General features: G+C 71.4%; 18 protein-coding genes. 7 read left to right on the top strand and 11 right to left on the bottom strand.

Annotated elements, in window-relative coordinates; translation table 11 throughout:
• Positions 1-136: 136 nt before the first annotated feature.
• Positions 137-1,063, top strand: a complete 927-nt coding sequence (locus ACTOWY_RS37825; RefSeq protein WP_441314393.1) for an ABC transporter ATP-binding protein — start codon at positions 137-139, stop codon at positions 1,061-1,063.
• Entirely contained in the window at positions 1,060-1,869 is an 810-nt protein-coding gene (locus ACTOWY_RS37830; RefSeq protein ID WP_441314394.1) for a hypothetical protein, read from the top strand. Before ACTOWY_RS37825 ends, ACTOWY_RS37830 begins: the two co-directional genes overlap by 4 nt.
• Before the next feature lie 331 nt (positions 1,870-2,200).
• Here the strand turns inward: ACTOWY_RS37830 and ACTOWY_RS37835 are convergent, their stop codons facing one another.
• Positions 2,201-2,986 carry a hypothetical protein gene (locus tag ACTOWY_RS37835; RefSeq protein WP_441314395.1) on the bottom strand — a complete coding sequence of 262 codons (786 nt, stop codon included), beginning with the start codon at positions 2,984-2,986 and terminating at the stop codon, positions 2,201-2,203.
• 94 nt (positions 2,987-3,080) lie between these two features.
• Between ACTOWY_RS37835 and ACTOWY_RS37840 the strand changes: the two genes are divergently transcribed.
• A complete protein-coding gene (locus ACTOWY_RS37840; protein ID WP_441314396.1) occupies positions 3,081-4,289 on the top strand; it encodes an RNA polymerase sigma factor in 1,209 nt (402 codons plus the stop codon).
• Between the two features lie 22 nt (positions 4,290-4,311).
• Here the strand turns inward: ACTOWY_RS37840 and ACTOWY_RS37845 are convergent, their stop codons facing one another.
• Positions 4,312-4,671 (bottom strand): YciI family protein, encoded by a 360-nt coding sequence (locus tag ACTOWY_RS37845; protein WP_441314397.1) that lies wholly within the window; start codon positions 4,669-4,671, stop codon positions 4,312-4,314.
• A gap of 253 nt (positions 4,672-4,924) precedes the next feature.
• On the opposite strand from ACTOWY_RS37845, the gene ACTOWY_RS37850 reads away from it, so the two are divergent.
• On the top strand, positions 4,925-5,566 hold the full coding sequence (locus tag ACTOWY_RS37850) for an MmpS family transport accessory protein (RefSeq protein WP_441314398.1): 642 nt from the start codon (positions 4,925-4,927) through the stop codon (positions 5,564-5,566).
• 134 nt (positions 5,567-5,700) lie between these two features.
• Here ACTOWY_RS37850 and ACTOWY_RS37855 read toward each other — a convergent pair whose 3' ends face one another.
• The 3 genes from ACTOWY_RS37855 to ACTOWY_RS37865 form a co-directional block, all read right to left on the bottom strand.
• A complete protein-coding gene (locus ACTOWY_RS37855; RefSeq protein ID WP_441314399.1) occupies positions 5,701-6,915 on the bottom strand; it encodes a GNAT family N-acetyltransferase in 1,215 nt (404 codons plus the stop codon).
• Between the two features lie 104 nt (positions 6,916-7,019).
• Positions 7,020-7,493 (bottom strand): hypothetical protein, encoded by a 474-nt coding sequence (locus ACTOWY_RS37860; protein WP_441314400.1) that lies wholly within the window; start codon positions 7,491-7,493, stop codon positions 7,020-7,022.
• Positions 7,494-7,663: 170 nt separating this feature from the next.
• Positions 7,664-8,551, bottom strand: coding sequence for a DUF2268 domain-containing protein (locus ACTOWY_RS37865; protein ID WP_441314401.1), 888 nt, complete (start codon positions 8,549-8,551; stop codon positions 7,664-7,666).
• A 145-nt stretch (positions 8,552-8,696) separates the two neighbouring features.
• On the opposite strand from ACTOWY_RS37865, the gene ACTOWY_RS37870 reads away from it, so the two are divergent.
• Entirely contained in the window at positions 8,697-9,530 is an 834-nt protein-coding gene (locus ACTOWY_RS37870; RefSeq protein WP_441314402.1) for an SGNH/GDSL hydrolase family protein, read from the top strand.
• A gap of 157 nt (positions 9,531-9,687) precedes the next feature.
• Here ACTOWY_RS37870 and ACTOWY_RS37875 read toward each other — a convergent pair whose 3' ends face one another.
• Entirely contained in the window at positions 9,688-10,086 is a 399-nt protein-coding gene (locus tag ACTOWY_RS37875) for a hypothetical protein (protein ID WP_441314403.1), read from the bottom strand.
• A gap of 274 nt (positions 10,087-10,360) precedes the next feature.
• Here ACTOWY_RS37875 and ACTOWY_RS37880 point away from each other — a divergent pair, with 274 nt between their 5' ends.
• Positions 10,361-13,963, top strand: a complete 3,603-nt coding sequence (locus tag ACTOWY_RS37880) for an nSTAND1 domain-containing NTPase (protein ID WP_441314405.1) — start codon at positions 10,361-10,363, stop codon at positions 13,961-13,963.
• A 53-nt stretch (positions 13,964-14,016) separates the two neighbouring features.
• Here ACTOWY_RS37880 and ACTOWY_RS37885 read toward each other — a convergent pair whose 3' ends face one another.
• From ACTOWY_RS37885 to ACTOWY_RS37905, 5 genes are all read right to left on the bottom strand, one after another.
• Complete coding sequence (locus ACTOWY_RS37885; RefSeq protein ID WP_441314406.1) at positions 14,017-14,259, bottom strand: hypothetical protein; 243 nt, start codon at positions 14,257-14,259, stop codon at positions 14,017-14,019.
• A gap of 7 nt (positions 14,260-14,266) precedes the next feature.
• Positions 14,267-15,133, bottom strand: coding sequence for a WXG100-like domain-containing protein (locus tag ACTOWY_RS37890; protein WP_441314407.1), 867 nt, complete (start codon positions 15,131-15,133; stop codon positions 14,267-14,269).
• An 8-nt stretch (positions 15,134-15,141) separates the two neighbouring features.
• Positions 15,142-15,468 (bottom strand): hypothetical protein, encoded by a 327-nt coding sequence (locus tag ACTOWY_RS37895; RefSeq protein ID WP_441314408.1) that lies wholly within the window; start codon positions 15,466-15,468, stop codon positions 15,142-15,144.
• The gene (locus ACTOWY_RS37900; RefSeq protein WP_441314409.1) at positions 15,465-16,109 is read right to left on the bottom strand and encodes a YbaB/EbfC family nucleoid-associated protein; all 645 of its coding nucleotides are present in this window, start codon (positions 16,107-16,109) and stop codon (positions 15,465-15,467) included. Before ACTOWY_RS37900 ends, ACTOWY_RS37895 begins: the two co-directional genes overlap by 4 nt.
• 342 nt (positions 16,110-16,451) lie before the next feature.
• Entirely contained in the window at positions 16,452-16,673 is a 222-nt protein-coding gene (locus tag ACTOWY_RS37905) for a hypothetical protein (RefSeq protein ID WP_441314410.1), read from the bottom strand.
• Positions 16,674-16,886: 213 nt separating this feature from the next.
• On the opposite strand from ACTOWY_RS37905, the gene ACTOWY_RS37910 reads away from it, so the two are divergent.
• Positions 16,887-17,906 carry a GntR family transcriptional regulator gene (locus ACTOWY_RS37910; protein ID WP_441314411.1) on the top strand — a complete coding sequence of 340 codons (1,020 nt, stop codon included), beginning with the start codon at positions 16,887-16,889 and terminating at the stop codon, positions 17,904-17,906.
• Positions 17,907-17,983: the final 77 nt, after the last annotated feature.

Genomic DNA, 17,983 nt, shown 5'->3' on the forward strand with positions numbered 1-17,983 from the left:
GTCGGCGGCGAGCGCGGATTGCCCGCGGCACTCCGCGTAGGGCAAGGTGGTCACCGGTGTGCCGGGAAGCCTGGTCGGCACGGTCCGCTCCGCCCGGAGTCGGCCGTAGTGACGGACGAAGGCGGGCGGGTATGCCATGAGCGACCCTCTGGTGCGCACACACCAATTGACCAAACGCTTCGGCGCGTTGACCGCGGTCGAAGACCTGAACCTCGAACTCGCACCCGGTGAGGTCCTGGGTTTCCTCGGCCCCAACGGCGCGGGCAAGACCACCACGATCCGCATGCTGCTGGGACTGGCCAGGCCCACGGCCGGACGAGCCAGCGTGCTCGGGCACGACGCCTGGTCCCAGGCGCCACAGGCACATCACGAGGTGGGGTTCCTGCCCGCGGAGTTCGCGTTGCACCCCAGGCTCACCGGCCTGGCCAACCTGGACCACCTCCGCGCGCTGCGCCAGCTCGCGCCCGGCCCGCACGAGGCCAGGGCACACGAGCTGGCCGAGCGGCTGGATGTCGAGCTGCACCGTCCACTGCGGACGCTGTCCTCGGGGAACAAGCGCAAGATCGGCATTATCGCCGCACTGGCCCACTCGCCCCGGCTGGCTGTGCTGGACGAGCCGATCAGCGGCCTGGACCCGTTGGTGCAGAAGGAGTTTCACACCATCATCGACGAACTCCGCGCGACGGGAGCCGGGATTCTGCTCTCCTCACACACCCTGCCGGAGGTCGAACGGGTCGCCGACCGGGTGGCCATCATGCGCGCGGGCCGTCTGGTGGCCTGCGCCCGCACCGACGTGCTGCTCGGGCGGGCGCTCCACCGCTTCGAGGTCACCTTCGCCGAGCACGCCGACGCGGCCGCCTTCACCAGCCAGGCACTCCCGCTACCCTCAGTGTCCTATGTGGACAATGAGGGGGCGGAGGTGCGCTTCGCCGTCGAGGGACCGGTCACCGAGGTGGTCAGCGCCCTGGGCCGATACCGTGTGCTGGCCTTGCGCACACCGGAGACCGAACTCGAAGACGTGTTCCTGCGCTACTACGGCCCCGCCGCGGAGGTGACCCGGTGAACGCCGTGAGGACTTCCGGCGTGGTTCCGGAACTGTTCCGGCGGGCCGTGGGCGAACGCCGCCACACCCTGCTCGGCCTCACCGTGGGCGCGCTCGCGATGTGCACCCTCGCCCTGGCCATGTACCCCTCGCTGCGCGGCCAGCTCGGCGCGCTCACCGCCGCGCTGCCCCCGCAGCTGACCGCCTTCTTCGGCATGGACGTGCTCACCCCGGCCGGCTACGTCTCCTCGCAGATCTTCACCAAGATCGCCCCGCTGCTGGTCATGATCACCGCGATCGGCGCGGGAGCGCTGCCGTGGACCTTCGAGCGTTCCGGCGTGCTGGCGATGTCCCTGGCCGGTCCGGTCCGCCGGAGGCAGGTGCTCACGGCGCACGCGCTGGCGGTGCTCGCCGAAGTCCTCCTGCTCTCCGGCGCGGTCGGCGTGGTGCTGGTGGTCCTGCGCGAACCGACCGGCCTGGACATCCCCGTTGCCCGTCTGCTGGCGGGCACGGTGGCACTGGCGTTGCTCGGTGTGCTGCACGGCCTGCTCACCCTCGCCGTGGGCGCGGCCAGCGGCTCCTCTGGCCTGGCCCTGGGTGTGGGCACCGGGGTCGCGCTCGGCGGTTTCCTGCTCAGCGGCCTGGCCCCGCTGGTGGACACCAAGCTGCTCGGCCTGATCAGCCCGTTTCACTGGGCTTTCGGCGCCCAGCCGCTGGAGGTGGGCTGGACTGGAGAGGTCCTGCTGGGTCTGCTCGCCCTCTCGGCAGGCTGCGTAGTGCTGCTTGCCACCGCGGTGACCGCCTTCCAGCGCCGCGACATCGGCTGAACCCGGAAGGTCTGAACTCGACTCCGGCGCGGATCGGCTTTCGCGATCTGACAGCAACGCGCCGGGTTCCGTCATCATCGTCTGCACAATCCCCCACAGCCAAGGTTTCGGCGCCGGTTTCGGGCGTTGCGTTACCTGAGCTGCTGTTCGCGCTCATTCGCGGACCTGCACGTCGTAGCCCTTGTCCACGTGCAGCTTGCGCGGTCGGCGAAGGGGCCACCCGACCGGCTCCTTCGCCGGCCAGTGGGCGGGTTCGGGTCACACACGCACCTCGTGCCGCTCAGGCCGGGTTGATCCCGTGGTGAGCCGGCGCTGCACGCAGATCCACCGGTTACTCGGCCAGGCAAGGCGATTCAGCCGGTGTGAGGCGCCAGTACCCGTGCGGGTTGAAGAAGAAGTCGTCATCGTCGTACCGGTGACACGGGCGTTTCCGCAGTACCCATCGTGGCGCGTCGGGGGCGAGCCGGAATCCTTCGCCCTCCTGGATTTCCCGGGCACGACGCTCGGTCAGCAGGTAGATCGCCAGGCCGTCGATCAGCGCGACCCGGTCCTCCAGCGAGTCGGGCTCCCCGGAGGACTCCACCTCCACATCCGGCGCGGCCAGCAGGTGCATGCCACAGCTGAACAACAGCTCACCGGTGGAGATGGGCCGCTTGACCCAGGCGTGGTAGAGGGCGTCGGCCAGGTGGGCCGGGCCTGGGGCGGTGGCGGCGTTGTCCGCCAGTCTCAGCCACCGGTCCCGGCCATGGGTCAGACCGCTGCTCTCGTTTTTCACCGCGGTGGCGCCGGAGCGCAGCAGCGCGGCGGTGACGGCCAGCATCCGCCGGGAGAGGTCGAGTGAGGTGGCCGGGGTCATCGGCGGTGAGAGCACGTAGGCAACGGAATCGTGCGCCGACAACGATTCCCAGTCGGTGCCGGTGAAGGTCGCCGTGGCCAGACAGGCGCGGAACGCCTCCGGCATCCGTGGGTCGTGCGCCACGGACGAGTACTCCGGGTCCACGCTGAAACCAGGTCCCCCGACCTCGGCCACGACGTTCTGGACCACCATGGGCGCCAGGCCCGAGCCCAGCACACAAAGCACATGACGCGGCCGCACTACCTGATCTTCGCCAGACATGCGGGCACGGTACCCCCAGGACTGTCCGGTCGGGACAGTCAGCACAGCGGAGGCAGCAGCTGCCTCGGCCCCGCGGGTGCTGCACCATGGTGCGGTGGACGACGTGACCGAGCTGCTCGACCGGATCTGGCGGACGGACGCGGCTGGCATGCTGGGTGCGCTCAGCCGTCGGCTCGGCGACTTCGACCGGGCGGAGGAGGCGCTGTCGGACGCGCTGACCGAGGCGCTCAAGCGCTGGCCCGAGGAGGGCGTGCCGGAGCGCCCCACCGGATGGCTGGTCACCACGGGCTGGCGCAAGGCGCTGGACCGGCTGCGCCGCGACGCCGTCGGCCGGGACAAGCTGGCCAGGGTGGCCGCGGAACCACCGCCGGAACCGGGGGTGGACGACCGGCTGGCCATGATTTTCGCCTGCTGCCACCCGGACCTCGCCGAACCCGCCCAGGTCGCGCTCACCCTCTACGCCGCGGGCGGGCTGAGCACGGCCGAGATCGCCGCCGCGTTCCTGGTGCCGCTGCCGACGATGGCGCAGCGGCTGTCCAGGGCCAAGCGTCAGTTGCGGGAGCGCGGCATCGGGTTCGAGCCGCCGCGGCCGCACGAGTACGCCGACCGGCTGCCTGCCGTGCTCGCGGTGATCTACCTGGTGTTCAACGAGGGCTATCTGTCCAGTGGCCGATCGGCCCAGCGGCGGGAGCTGGCAGGCGAGGGCGTTGAGCTGGCGCGCCAACTCGCCGCGCTGCTGCCCAGGGAGCCGGAGGCCGCCGGCCTGGCCGCGTTGCTGGAGCTGCAGCACGCCCGCGCCGCCGCGCGGTTCGACTCGTGGGGCCGCATCGTGCTGCTCGACCAGCAGGACCGGCGACTGTGGGACACGGCGGCGATCGAACGGGCGGCACTGCGGCTGCGGGCGGCGGTGCGCCTGGGACAGCCAGGGCCGTACCAGGTGCAGGCCGGCATCGCCGCGCTACACGCGCTGGCCGCCTCCTACCAGGACACCGGCTGGGCCGACGTGCGAGCGCTGTATGACCGGCTGTACCTACTGGACCCCTCGCCGGTCGTGCTGCTGAACCGGGCGGTGGCCACCCGGTTCGCGATCGGCCCCGCCCCGGCGCTGGCCGAGGTCGACGCGCTCGGGTACCGGCTGGCCGGTTATCACCTGTGGCACGCCGCCCGCGCCGACCTGCTGGCCACCCTCGACCGGTCGGCCGAGGCCCTGGCGGCCGCGGAGCGGGCCCTGGAACTGGCCACCAATCCGGCCGAACGTGAGCTGATGTCGCGCCGGGTCGGTGAGCTGGGGCGCAGGCGGTGAGGCCGGCGCCCCAGCCACACCTCTACTCGCGGCTCAGCACCGGACGGACCTCCACCGCGCTCACCCCCGGGGCGAGCGGCCAGGTGGCCGCGATCCGCACGGCCTCGTCGATGTCCGCGCACTCCAGCACGATCACCGAGCCGACGACCTCCTTGAGTTCCAGGTACGGCCCGTCGGTGATCACCGGTTCGCCGTTCGCACCCGCGCGTACCGTCCTCGCCGTGTCCCTGGGCTGCAGCTCGATGCCGCCTTCGGCGATCTTGCCTGCCGGCTGCCACCGCTCGAACCAGGCGAAGACCTGCTTCATCACGTCCTCCTCGGCAGCCGAGGACAACGCGGCCCACTGGCGGTCGTCGCCGCAGATCAGCATCGCGTACTTCATGATCGCTCCTCTTGGTTGGCAGGGTTGCTTCGTCCAGGTGACGAACGGGCGGCACCGGTTCTCGACAGCTTCCGCCGAAGTTCCTACCGAAGTTGTCGGCGGCTGAGGTGCCGACCCTGCTCGAACAACCCCTAACAACCGATGTAAGTCATGTGTAAGCATTCTTCGCGCCATCGGCTGGAAAAATCTTTCGACCACCCCTAGGGTCTGCCGGGTACTAATTCCGCACTCCGCGGATTCCTTTCGAGAGGAAATGTTCGTGTCCCAGCAGTTCCCCCACCCGCCCGCTCAGCAGCAACCGCAGCAGCAATTCCCGGTGGCGGCCAAACCCAGCAACGGCCTGGGGCTCACCGGTTTCATCCTGGGCCTGGTGGGGCTGGTCTTCTCCCTGATTCCACTGGTCGGCGTGATCGCCTGGCCGCTGGTCATCCTCGGCGTGATCTTCTGCGTCATCGGCCTGGTCAAGGTCAAGAACAGGACCGCCACCAACAAGGGCCTGGCCATCACCGGCCTGGTCGCCTCCGTGGTGGGCCTGGGCATGTGCGTCACCTGGATGGTCATCGCCGGCCAGGCGATCAACGAGGTGCAGGACAAGGCCACCGAGCTGAAGAACGAGTGGGAGCGGCCCGCCAAGACGGTGTACGAGCTGACCGGCACCGCCAAGGAGGCCGACGTCAGCTACGGCGAGGTGCTCAACCCGAAGCAGGAGACCGTCACCGCCCTGCCGTGGAAGAAGGAACTGGAGGTCAAGGGCGTGCTCAAGGGTGGCACGCTGATGGCCACCATCGGCGAGAAGGGCGGCTCGCTGACCTGCAAGATGATCGTGGACGGCAAGGTCGTGGACACCAAGACCCAGTCCGGCGCGTTCAAAGTCCTGACCTGCCAGGGCAAGTGAGGATTGAGCACCGGAAAACGGGGGCGACACCCAACCGCCCCCGTTTTCGTTTATCCTGCAATCGGCCAACCTATGGCCGTCAGTATCCTTCGTTTATTGACAAAAACTGGCAATGGAACCCGTTTTCCGCGCGGTCAGAACCAGTGCAGGCAGTGCGGGGTGCGCTCGGCCCGGAAAAGCGCGTCGGCCAGCGCGGCCGCGCCCGGACGGTGCGCCCGGATGTGCCCGGCCCGCACCAGCGTGCTCGGCGCGGTGCCGCCCAGGTAGATCGAGCCCAGATCGCGCACGTCCAGGGACAGGTCGGGTTCCCGGTCGGTCGGGACGCAGTCGGCCTTGCCGTCCCGGATGGTCAGCAGGTAGCGGCCGTGCTCGCCGAGGAACGGGTCCGCGACGTCGAGGACCAGGTCGCCGTCGGTGAACCAGCCGCGGGCGGTCAGCGCGCGCGGGATGTCCAGCAGCCGCACCCAGAGCCAGTCGTTGTCGTTGCCCAGCTCACCGGCCCGGAAGTCGGTGAGCTGCCAGCGCAGCGGGTGCTCCGGCGGGAAGTGCTTGAAGACGACCTCGGTGACCAGGTCGTGGCCGAGCACGAACCGGGCCAGGGCGGTGAACGCGGTGTCGTCGACGGCGATGGTCTCATCGACGGTCAACGTGCCGGACTCGGCGAGGGAGTAGCTGGCATAGCCGTCCGGAACGCCGTCGGCGTCCCGGTGCACGGCGATGTAGCGCGGTGCCGGCACGATCGGCGGCTGCCCGGCGCCCAGCGCCCACCAGCGGTGCGGCCGGGACAGCGCGCCGGGCTGGGCGCGGCGGTACCGGTCGTAGACCTGTTCCAGGATCTGGCCGCAGTCGGCCCGCTTGCGCAGCTCGACCGAGCCGGTCGCCGGGACCTCGGCCGCGCCGCGGGGCTGTGCGAAGGCGGCCTGGGGGCGTTGGACCGTCAGCCGCCGGGTGTAGGTCGCCGGGCCGTAGCCGAACCTGCCGTAGATCAGGGCTTCGGAGGCCAGCAGCACGGAGAGGAAGTCCCCGCGCGCCCGCAGTTCGGTGAGCTGGTGCCGCATCAGCGCGCCGAGCACGCCCTGGCGCCGGTGCGTGGGCAGGACGCCGACGGCGGTCACCCCGGGAGCCGGGGCGAGCACCGCGCCGGGCAGGGTCAGCTCGAAGGAGTGCGCGGCGGCGGTGCCGATGGGCCGCCCGTCCGCGGCCGAGGCGAGCAGCGCGCGGTCCAGCTCCAGCGCCGACCACCAGAGTCCGCCGCCGCCGGCCGGGGTTTCCGGGAAGCGCCCGAAGGCGGCGTGCACGGTGTCGACGAAGACGTCGAGGTCCGCCTCGGTCGTGGAACGGATCTCCATTGTTGGCACTGCCTCCGCGCGATACCGGCACCACGGCCTGTGGCGTCCGGCCACAGTGGAACGTTGTCCCGTGGCCAGGTCAAGCGAATTGCCGGCGGGTCGGCTCAGCCCCGGTGCGAGGACACCGAGGAGGTCGATCGGACCGCGCTGATCACCGACAGCCACGGCGCCAGGGTCTGGCCGGGCAAGGGCGGCACCACCCAGCGGACGCGGCTCGGGGCCTCGGCGGGTGGCAGTGGCAGCCAGGTCTGTCGCGGGATCAGGCAGACCGACATGCGGGAGAGGTCGGCGAGGGTGGTCAGGCGCAGGCTGAGGCCGGCGGGGCCGGTGAGGAAGATCCACTCCTCCGGCCTACCAGGACAGCCCAGCACCGGGACGGGCAGCATGTGCAGGGACAGCACCGAGTTGGTCTCCGCGCCCAGGCCCGCGCGCATGGCGATGGCGCCGAGCTGGCCGCCGATCAGGAGTTCGCGCTCGCCGGTGCCGGGGTTGGTCCTGGTCGGCCAGTGCAGGCAGTCCAGCAGGCCGGTCTGGTCGACGTGGTGGTCGGATTGCGCGGGTTCCTCGGTGACGGTCATGGCGGCCGGCTTTCCTCGGCAGGCGGCCTGGCCCGCCCGGCAGGAGTGTCAGGAAAGCACCGCTCAACTGCGCAAACGTCTAGTTGACCGGCGGTCTGCCCGTCCGGCCGGCAGGTGTGCCCGTGGCGCGGCACCGGTGTGCGCCCGGTGCCGCGCCGCGGCCGCACGCCTCACCGCGCAGCGGCGAGCGCGGTCTCGATCACCTCGCGGCGATCGGCCAGCAACGCCGCCGCCGCGGTCTGCCCGGTGGCGGCCAGGTAGGCGTCGACCAGCCGGTTGCCCACCGCGTACCCGGCCCCGGCGGGCAGCCCGACCGGGGTCGCGCCGTAGCGGGCGGCGAACTCGTCACCGTGCACCCAGGCGGTGAAGTTGTGCATGCCGGTGATCTCCAGGCCGGTGACGACCTTGGCGAAGACCGCGTCGTCGGACAGGTGCGGCACGCCGAGGCGGGTGTGGCCGAGTTCGTCGCCGTAGAGCTGGCGGGCGAAGGCATCGGCCAGGCCCTCGGAGACGATCTGCTCCCCCACGGTCACCGTCGCCGGGTCCCAGACCACAGCGCCGGGGCTGTAGCGCAGGTTGTGGTTCAGCTCGTGCACCGCGGTCGCCTCCAGCCGGGCCAGGTTCTCCGGGGACGGCCAGAAGTTGAGGAAGATGTACCCGGACACGCTGCCATTGGCGTTCATACCCAGGCTCGGGCCCATGAAGTGGGGGTCGCCGGGGTCACCGAGCACGATGAGCACGGTCAGCTCCGGCACCGTGATCCCCGGCGTCGCCGCCAGCTGCACCTCGACGGCCCGGTGCAGGGCCCGCTCGATCCGGCCCCAGGCGTCGGCCTGGCGCAGGGTTTCCAGGGCGTCCAGGCAGCGCTGTTCATCCCGGTCGAGTGGGAAGCCCGAGGACATCGCGTGCATGGCGACCAGGTCGACCTCGCCGGGGAAGTAGCGGTACATGCCCGCGGCGGGCGTCAGCATGGCGCGCAACAGCGCGGGGCGGTCGGCCTGCGGTGACCGCAGGATCTCCCGGATGGCTGGGTAGGTGTCCAGAACCGTGATCGTCATGCTGGGGACGCTAAACCTTCCAGTTACGTCAGGTGCAAGTCGAAACCCCCCGGTGTGATCTTGTCCGGCTTGGGCTCGCACCCAGGTGGGTGACGGCCGCGGCGTGCTCTCATGGACGCTGAGCTACGCGAGGGGTGGACACGGAATGCGCTGGGACAGTCTGGTCGCGATCGGGGACAGCTTCACCGAGGGCATGTGCGATCCCGCCCCCGGCAGCCGGACCTGCCTGCCCGGTCCCGAGGCCACCTTCCGGGGCTGGGCCGACCGGCTCGCGGCGGCCATGGCCGGGATCGACCCGGGGATGCGGTACGCCAACCTCGCCGTCCGCGGCAAGCTGATCTCGGAGATCCACGCCGAGCAGGTGCCAGCGGCCATCGCCGCCAAACCCGCCCTGGTCACCGTCAACGGCGGTGGCAACGACCTGCTGCGCCCCGGCGGCGACCCCGACCTGGCGGCCGAGGGCTACGAGCGGGTGGTGGCCGAGCTGCGCCGCGCCGGGTGCGATGTGCTGGTCTTCACCGGCTACGACCCGCACCAGGGCTCGCTGTTGCGCAGGATCCGCGGCAAGATCGCGGTCTACACCTCCCACGTGCACACCATCGCCGCCCGCCACGACTGCCTGCTGGTGGACCTGTGGGCTTTCCGGTTCACCACCGACTGGCGCTACTGGTGCCCGGACCGGGTGCATTTGTCCACCGAGGGCCACCGGCGGGTGGCGCTGCGCACGGCGGAGGTGCTGGGGCTGCCGGTGACCGAGGACTGGCAGGCGCCGCTGCCGCCGCTGCCCGAACCGTCCAAGGTGGTTGCGCTGGGGTCGGATCTGCGGTGGGCGGGCACGCATCTGGTGCCGTTCGTGGTGCGGCACCTGCGCGGGGTCTCGATGGGCGCGAGGGTACAGCCCAAGCGGCCCGAACTGACCGAGCTGGCCGAGCTGGACAGTAGGCCGGTCCGGAGCCGCCTGGGTTCCGGACCGGCCTGACAGTCCTAAAAGGACAGACTTGCGTGGATGCCGGCCCGGCTGCCGGTGCACAGCTGGGCCTGGACGCCGGGCCCGGCGTCCAGGCCCAGCACCGAGCCTGCCAAGGACAGTGTCCCGGCGAGCGCGACCGTTGTTCTCAGCTGGCTCTCCGATCGACCTAGAAGTGGGTGGTGGCGTGCACGTCTTCCTCGCCGCCCTCGCACAGCCGCGCGCGGATGTAGACGCGTTCGGCGCGCGCGCGTGGCCGAACGATGATCGAGGACGGCTCGCCGACCTTGATGCAGGCGCTTTCCGAGCCGATCAGCGAGTTGTCGGTGGCCCGGTGGGCGCGGAACTTGACCAGCCTGCCCTGCGAGCCGCGCACCGCGATCCGCAGGTGGTTCGCCGCCGGAACGTCCTGGCGCGAGTTCTGGCACAGGTGCCAGAGGTCATCGCTCACTCCGGCACAGGAGAACTGGAGTAGCGGGGCTGCCGGTTCGGCGTTCCCGGTGCCCGCCATGCCCACCATCGAGCCCATCAGGGAAACGGCTGCGGCGATAATGGCTATTGTGCGCATGTGGATTTCCTCCCTAGGTCGTGTTGCCACGGCAACGCCATTTCTAGGGGGCCTGCGGATTGTTCGGTAGCCGGTAGTTCTACCGAACAATTGCCAGCCGGACAACCGGGGGCGCACACTACCGCGCGGGGGGTGGTGGCTGATGCCTCGTCCAGAGCGCCCGCTGGACCCGGTCACGGGGTCGGTTGCCGGTTTTGCCTTGGCACTGCGGAACTTGCGGCGGCAAGCAGGTAGTCCGACGTACCGGAAGCTGGCGACGATTTCGGGGTACTCGGTGTCCACCTTGTCCGCGGCGGCGGGCGGGCGGCAGTTGCCGACCTTGGAGGTCGCGCTGGCCTATGCGATGGCCTGTGGCGGCGATGAGGTGGAATGGACGAGGAAATGGCGGGCCGCGGCGGCCGCACCTGATGCGCATGTGCCGCGCGGGACTGACACGGCTTCCGGGCGGGCGCCTTATCGGGGGTTGCACAGTTTCCGGGACGCGGACGCGGATCTGTTTTTCGGCCGGGAGAAACTGGTGGCCGAGATAGCCGATCGGGTGCGGGCCAATCCGGTGACATTTGTGCTGGGCGCTTCCGGGGCTGGCAAGAGTTCGGTGCTGGCGGCGGGGGTGCTGCCCGGGTTGCGCGCCGAGGGCAGGCCGGCGGTGGTGATCACGCCGGGGCGGGAGCCGGTGGCGAATCTGGCGCGCGCGCTCGGTCCGCGGGAGGAGCTGGGCGGTGCGGCGGCCGAGGTGCTGGTCGTCGACCAGTTCGAGGAGTTGTACACGCTGTGCGAACCCCTCGTGCGGGAGGACTTCCTGCGCGGGCTGCTGGGGCGTGCCGGTGGGCCGCGGCTGGTGTTGAGCGTGCGGGCCGACTTCTATCCGCGGTGCGCCGAGCACCCGGAACTGGCCGCGCTGCTGGCGGGCAACCAGGTGCTGGTCGGGCCGATGAACGCCGAGGAGTTGCGCGCCGCGGTGAGCAGACCCGCCGCGGTGACCGGGTTGTCGGTCGAGCGGGCCTTGCTGGCCACCGTGGCGCAGGAAGCCAAGGGGCACAGCGGTTTGCTGCCGCTGCTCGCGCACGCGTTGTTCGAGACCTGGCGCAGGCGGCGGGGCACGGTGCTGACCCTGGCCGGCTTCGAGGCCTCCGGTGGGATCAACGGTGCGGTGGTGCAGACCGCGGAGGCCGCCTACGGCGCGCTCGCCCCGGCCCGGCGGCGACTGGCCGCGGATCTGTTGCTGCGGCTGCTCGCCATCGAGGAGGGCACGGCCGTCACCCGCCGCCAGGTGCCGCGCGCGGAGTTGCTGGATCTGGATCCCGAGGCGGCGGCGGTGCTGGACCGGCTGGCCGCGGCGCGGCTGGTCACCGTCACCGAGCACAGCGTGGAGATCGTGCACGAGGCGATGATCACCGCCTGGCCCCGGCTGCGTGGCTGGATCGAGGACGACCGGGCCGCGCTGCGCCTGCAGCGGCTGATCACCGAGGCGGCGCGCACCTGGGCCGATTCCGGTCACGATCCGTCCACGCTGGCCGGTGGCGCGCGGCTGGAGCTGATGCGCGCGCACCTGCGGGCCGCGCCGCGGCTGAACACCGTGGAGCGCTCGTTCCTGGAAAGCAGTGTGGCGCGGGCCCGGCAGGCCGAGATCGCGGCGAGCCGGGCGGCCCGGCGATTACGGGTGCTGGCCACCGCCGCGGTGGTGGGCGCGCTGGTGGCCGGGTTGCTGGCCGCGGTGGCAGGCGGCGCGCGGGAGGACGCCCTCGCGGCCAGGGACACCGCGCTGTCCCGGCAGATCGCGCTGACCGCGGACAAACTCCGGGCCACCGATCCGGCGCTGGCCGCCCAGCTGGCCATCGCGGGTTACCGGATCGCGCCCACCACCGAGGCCCGCTCGGCCCTGCTCAGCTACCCCGCCGCGCCCATCCCGGCCCGGCTGCTCGGCGGCGCGGGGCCGACCGCGCTGGCCGCCTCGGCCGGGGACGGGGTGATCGCGGTCAGCAACGCCACCGACGGCTCCGTGCAACTGCTGATCCCGGCCGAGGGCCGCCTGATCCGGGCTGGTGTGCTGCGCGCGAGCACGCCGGGCACGATGGTCTACGCACTGGCCCTGTCCGGGGACGACCGGCTGCTCGCGGTGGGCGAGACCACCTCGACCGTCGCGCTGTGGAACATCGCCGACCCGTGGGCGCCGGTGCGGCTGGCGGTGCTCCCGCAGGGTCCGGCCGGTCCGGTGCAGCGGCTGGCCATCGCCGCCAGTGGCACCGAAGTGGCCGCCGCCGGGGATGACGGGGTGGTGCGCTGGGACATCACCGAACCCACCCGGCCGCGCAGGCTCGGCAGGCTGCCGTCGGACACGGTGGCCCGCACCCTGACCTACAACGCGCGCGGCGACCGGCTGGCGGTGGGCACCGACCGCGGCCAGATCCTGCTGTGGGACCTCGGCGACACTCGAAAACCGTTGGCGGTACTGGATTCCGGCTCCCGTCCGGTGCCCGCGCTGGCCTTCTCGCCCGACGGGCGCACCCTCGTCAGCGGCTCACACGACCGCGGGCTTCGCTCCTGGAACCTCACCCAGGCCACCCCGGCACCCGCCGCGGGCCGCGGCGACCTGACCGAGTTGAAGATCACCACCACCGCGTACAGCCCGGACGGCGCACACCTGATCGCGGGCAGCACCGACGCCACCATCCACGTGCTCGACGCCGCCACCCTGGCCACCGTGCAGGTGCTGCCGCACCCCGATGTGGTCACCTGGGCCGGTTTCACCAGCCACGGCGCCGCCCTGGTGTCGGTGGCCACCGACGGCGCACTGCGCCGCTGGCCCCTGGCCACCGCCCTGCCGCCCCGCGCGGACACCCCGGTGCTGGACACCGCGTTCACCGCGGACGGCAATCGCCTGGCCGTCTTCGCCGAGGGCAGCGCCACCCTGTGGGACAGCTCCCGGCCCGGCCCACTCGCCCGGATGTCCCCGCCGCTGACCGCCCCGCCGGGCAGCGCGGCCCTCAGCGGCGCGGGTGATCTGGCCAAGGACGGCCGCTTCCTCGCCGCGGGCGCCATCCACGGCGAGGTCCACCTCTACCTCCTGACCGATCCCCCATACTCCGGACACATCGCCGTCCTGGCCGAGGCACGCGAGGAGATCACCGCGGTCGCGCTCAGCCCGGACGGCAGCATCCTGGCCGCCGCGGGCCGGGACCACCGGGTGCGCCTGTGGCAGCTGGCCAATCCCCGCTCCCCCAAGCTGATCGCGGTCCTGCACCTGGCCACCGACGTGATCCTCGATCTGGATTTCAGCCCCCGCGGCGACCGCCTCGCCGTGGCCAGCGCGGACAGCCACGTCTACCTCCTCGACACCACCGACGCCGCCAGCCCACGACAGCTGCACCGCCTGGACGGCCTGCGCAGCTACGCCTACAGCGCCACCTTCAACGCCGAGGGCACCCAGCTGGCCATGGCGGGTGTCGACGCCACGGTGCTGCTGTGGGACCTCACCACCCCCGCGCCGCAACGCCTCGGCGGCCCGCTGCTCGGCCCGGCCGGGCGAATCCTCAAACTGAGCTACCACCCGCACCGCGCGATCCTGGCCGCGGCGGTCATCGACGGCACCACCTGGCTGTGGGACCTGCGCGATCCCCGGCAGCCCCAGCACATCGCCACCCTGGCCACCACCGGCTCGCCGATGAACACCGCCCGGTTCCGCCCCACCGGCGACCTGCTGGTCGCGGGCGGCGCGGACCGTCTCGTGCATCGCTGGCAGACCGAGGACACCGCGGTCATCACCGCGATCTGCCGCGACACCGGCGATCCGATCACCGAACAGGAATGGCGCACCTACCTCGCCGAGCTGCCCTACCGCCCGCCCTGCCAGGCCAACGGCAGGCCCACGGCACGGTGACCGCTCATCCCCTGGCGAGGGCGTTCAGCAATCCGCTGAGCCCGGCTACCCGGTCAGAGCCAGTCGATCACGTCCCCGTCGCGGTTGAGGATCGCGTACTCATCCGGGTAGGGCACCTCCACGCTGATCCCGTTCGGCCACACCACCACCTCGATCTTGCCCACGTTGGCCGCCGGGGTGCGCAGGTGGACGAAATCCCCGTCGCTCAAGGAGAAAGAGCTGCCGATCGGTTCGAAGGACACGCTGACCGTGGCCCCTGGCGCGGCCGCGAACTTCAGCAGCACGGTGTCATCCATCAGGTCCTCACCCATCCCATGCGTCAATGATCTCCTGGGCCAGTCGCACCCGCGTCGGGGCGGTCGTGCCGCCGCGGTCGGTGTCGACGGCGGCCTGGTAGAAGTCGCGTAGTTTCGCCGCGTCGCTCCGGCTCGCGAGTGCGCGTAGTTCGTCCTTCGTCCGGGTGCCGAGCAGGGCGTCGGCCACGTCCGGCCCGTTGCCCCAGATCCTGCGCCCGATCCCGGTCAGGGAACCGCCGTCCAGCACGGGCACGTCGGGTCTGGGCGCGGTGTTCTTCGGGCGATCCCCGCGGCGGCCCCTGCCCCTCGGGTTCAGCGGCGGCGGGATGACCCCACCACCCTCCGGTGGGTCCAGCGCGCTGTCCACCAGATCCGGCAGCAGCAGGTCGGCCGCGCCCTGCGCACGGGCGCCGATCCGTCCGGCCATCTCGGCGAGGAAGATGTTGATGGTGTTCGCGACCTCCCGCAGCAGCGTCTCCTTGGCCTGAGCGTCGGCGAAGAAGCCGAACAGGCCGTTGACCTGCTGGTAGAAGGGTTCGCGGTTGGCGATGAAGGCGCGGATCTCGGTCTTGGCGTGTGCGACGTCGTTGCCGTACTGCTCGGTCAGCCAGGAGATCTCCTTCATCCGCACGCCGTTGGCGAAGACCAGACCGCGGAGCGTGGCCACCTTGTCGCGGAAGGTGCCGCCGTTGCCGTCGGTCCACCCGCTGACCAGCCGGGCGTCCGGCTGCTCGCCGCCGACCCGCTCGAAGGTCGCGCCGGTTCTCGCCCAGGTCCTGGCCAGCTCCTGCATCATCGTCTCGTCGGTGGCCGGCCATTCGGTGCGCGGCCGGACCTCGTTCCACAGACCCGAATCCGGTTCCTGGATCGCCATGACGCCGCCTAGTGGGAATCGGGGAAGCCGAGGGCGCTGACGTCGTCACCGCGGCGGTAGACCTCCACGCTGAACCGCCCGGCCGCGATGAGCGAGTCGTAGTCGGCCTGCCGTCGCTCCGCCGCCGGTTTCACCAGGTCGGCCTTTGCCAGGTAGCCGGGCCGGAACGCGCGCACCAGGGTGTCGATCGGGCCGAACCCGCCCTCCCCGGCCCTGATCTGGGCCGAGCCGTCCAGCCAGGCCACGTCCAGGTCGTGCCGCTGGGTGTCCATCGCGGCAAGGGCGGGCTCGACCTGACCGGCGGCCAGGTGGATGTCTGGTTTCGGCTGGTTCATGCTCGCGGGGTCCTTCCGTCGAGGAGGTCGGTGAGGTCGGCGCGTATGTCCGCCCGCACCGATTCGATGGCCGCGCGCACCGTGCCGGTGATGCCCTCAGCCAGTCGCCGGGCGTCCGAGGTCCGGTAGATCCGCTGGTCAAGCCACAAATCGAGGAGTTCACCGCGGCCGCTGACGGTGGCGGTGAGCAGGCCGTCCGCGGAGTCGGCGGTCGCGGTGGCGGCGCGCACCCGCTCGCGCAGCGCGGTCAGCAGGTGGCGCCAGCGGTCCTCGTCCAGGCCCGCGCCGATGACCGGCCGGGAATCCGCCACCGGCCCGGCTGGTCCGGGGTGGTCGAGTGCGTGCAGGGCAGGCCCGAACAGCAGGTCGGCCTCGGCCGGGTCGAGGTCAGGGGGCAGGTCAGGGGCGAGCACTTCGCAGGCGGCGATGGCCGCGGTGCTCGTGGCCGCCCGCACGGTGGCCAGGATGGTCGCGGCCAGCGCGGTGGCGTCCCTGCTGCGGTGGTGGCGGGGGTCCAGGTCCAGTTCGCGCAGGTCACCGAAGGCGCCGACGGTGGCCTCGACCAGGCCGTCCGGGGACGCCGCGGTCGCGGTGAGTTCGGCGAGCGCCCGCTGGCGGCGGCCCTGCTCGGCTGAGGTCATGGTGTTCAGCGTGGAGACCGGCGGCGGCCGGTGGGGTGCGGTGGCACCAAGCGGTCAAGCCCACCGCGCCGGTTCACCAATCCGGATCAATCACGCCAAATCCGGCGATTATGGCTGACAACCGAATTTATCTCAGGTTATCGGCGGTGACCGGGGCAGGTATTCCGGTTCTTAGGTGCAACGCCCTTCTCCCCGATCCGGGGCCGGCATAGCCTTTCGGTGTCGCACGGAACTGCCCCCGCCGCACGCTGTTGTCAGCCCTCGCAGCGGGCGGGGCGCACGGCGTGCGGTCGGCAGCAGGGGCCGACCGCCCGCCCCGGCTCCGGTGGGGCCGGGACCTCCTCACGGGTCCCCGCCCCACCGGCAGCCCAAGGCTTGGTCGGCGTCGGCCTGCGGCTGGCCGGAGATCAGCATCAGCAGCTCTACCAGCAGGAACTCGGCGGCTTCGAGCCCGCCTTCGGCCTTGGTGTGCGCAACGAGTTTCTCCGCGCGGGTGCGGTCGCCCTCGGACACGGCGGCGGCCAGCTCGGCCACCCGGCCCTGTAGCCATCGGAAATCCTGCATGGTCGACCTCCGCGGAAATCACTCGTCGGTATTGGCAGGCGAACCGGCTGCCCTTGCCCGGTTTCTCGAATCGATTCCACTGATTCGATGGCGGGGCGTGGTTGAAATGGGCAGTGGTTAGGGCCCGTGCAGGCAGTTGATCACCGCGCACCCCTTCCCGGCCTTAGCGTCGGGCAAACCGGAACGGGCTGATCCACCGCCAGGGAGTACGCCATGACGTTGTCCTTGCCCGCAGTCGCCACGCACACGTCCGCGCTCACCGCCACCTGGTGGACCCGGGGCGCGGGCGCCGAGCTGATCGTCCAGCTCACCGGGCGCACCAGCCTGGATCTGTGCGCGCACCAGCGGACCGAGTCCGCGGAGCGGGTCACGGTGCGGCTGGCCGCCATCCCGTTCGGCCCGGCCCGCGAACGGGAGGTGCTGACCACGCTGCGGTTGCGGCTGGACAGCCCGTTGCGCGGCCGGGAGGTGCTGCTGATCGTGGACGGCAGGCAGATCACCGTCACCGCCGCGCCGAGCTGGACCGCCCCGGCCGAGGAGCCGAGGTACTACTGGGCCAAGGCCCGGATCTTGGAGTTGATCGACCAGCTCGGCCCCGGCGCGGGACTGCCCTCGGAACGGGACCTGGTCCAGCGGCTCGGCGTGGCCCGGATGACGTTGCGCCAGGCCATGATCGAGCTGGCCAGCGAGGGCAGGGTGTCCCGCAAGCGCGGCAGCGGGACCTTCGTCGCCGCGCCCAAACTGGTGCAGGACCTGGCCGCCGCCGGCTGCGACCGCACCGAAGTTGGCCAGGACAACCCAGCGCGGCTGCTGGTCACCCAGGAGTACCTGCCCGCCGACCTGGAACTGGCGCTGCAGCTCGACCTCGCGCCGGGCGAGCTGGTGCTGCACCTGCGGCGGCTGCTGGTCAACGGCCCGGACACGCTGCTGCTGGAGTCCAACTACCTGCCTGCCGACCGGTTCCCGGGGCTGACCTCGGTGTTCGACCCGGCCGAGTCGCTGCTGGACTGCCTGCGCGAGCACTACGACGTGACCGTGGCGCGGACCGTGGACCAGATCAGCGCGGCGCTGTGCGATCCGCACGAGGCCACCCTGCTGGATGTCGCGCCGACGGTGCCGATGCTCGCGCTGGACCGGATCGGCTACGACCGGACCGGGGCCCCGGTGCACCGGGTCCGTTCGCTTTTCCGCGGCGACCGCTTCAGCCTGCGGGTGCACAACGAACACCCCTGACCCCTCCCGAGTGTTCGCCGATGTCGACAGTCATGGTGACCGGGATGGGACAGGGTTTTAACCAGGATGGGCGTACC

This window comes from Crossiella sp. CA198 (assembly GCF_052078295.1).
Taxonomy (GTDB): domain Bacteria; phylum Actinomycetota; class Actinomycetes; order Mycobacteriales; family Pseudonocardiaceae; genus Crossiella.

Bases quoted from the DNA above. Each gene is read 5' to 3' on its own strand.
- ACTOWY_RS37860 (WP_441314400.1), bottom strand. From the start codon at position 7,493: ATGACCGTCACCGAGGAACCCGCGCAATCCGACCACCACGTCGACCAG.
- ACTOWY_RS37875 (WP_441314403.1), bottom strand. From the start codon at position 10,086: ATGCGCACAATAGCCATTATCGCCGCAGCCGTTTCCCTGATGGGCTCG.
- ACTOWY_RS37910 (WP_441314411.1), top strand. From the start codon at position 16,887: ATGACGTTGTCCTTGCCCGCAGTCGCCACGCACACGTCCGCGCTCACC.
- ACTOWY_RS37835 (WP_441314395.1), bottom strand. From the start codon at position 2,986: ATGTCTGGCGAAGATCAGGTAGTGCGGCCGCGTCATGTGCTTTGTGTG.
- ACTOWY_RS37825 (WP_441314393.1), top strand. From the start codon at position 137: ATGAGCGACCCTCTGGTGCGCACACACCAATTGACCAAACGCTTCGGC.
- ACTOWY_RS37845 (WP_441314397.1), bottom strand. From the start codon at position 4,671: ATGAAGTACGCGATGCTGATCTGCGGCGACGACCGCCAGTGGGCCGCG.
- ACTOWY_RS37885 (WP_441314406.1), bottom strand. From the start codon at position 14,259: ATGGATGACACCGTGCTGCTGAAGTTCGCGGCCGCGCCAGGGGCCACG.
- ACTOWY_RS37865 (WP_441314401.1), bottom strand. From the start codon at position 8,551: ATGACGATCACGGTTCTGGACACCTACCCAGCCATCCGGGAGATCCTG.
- ACTOWY_RS37895 (WP_441314408.1), bottom strand. From the start codon at position 15,468: ATGAACCAGCCGAAACCAGACATCCACCTGGCCGCCGGTCAGGTCGAG.
- ACTOWY_RS37850 (WP_441314398.1), top strand. From the start codon at position 4,925: ATGTTCGTGTCCCAGCAGTTCCCCCACCCGCCCGCTCAGCAGCAACCG.
- ACTOWY_RS37900 (WP_441314409.1), bottom strand. From the start codon at position 16,109: ATGACCTCAGCCGAGCAGGGCCGCCGCCAGCGGGCGCTCGCCGAACTC.
- ACTOWY_RS37870 (WP_441314402.1), top strand. From the start codon at position 8,697: ATGCGCTGGGACAGTCTGGTCGCGATCGGGGACAGCTTCACCGAGGGC.
- ACTOWY_RS37905 (WP_441314410.1), bottom strand. From the start codon at position 16,673: ATGCAGGATTTCCGATGGCTACAGGGCCGGGTGGCCGAGCTGGCCGCC.
- ACTOWY_RS37855 (WP_441314399.1), bottom strand. From the start codon at position 6,915: ATGGAGATCCGTTCCACGACCGAGGCGGACCTCGACGTCTTCGTCGAC.
- ACTOWY_RS37890 (WP_441314407.1), bottom strand. From the start codon at position 15,133: ATGGCGATCCAGGAACCGGATTCGGGTCTGTGGAACGAGGTCCGGCCG.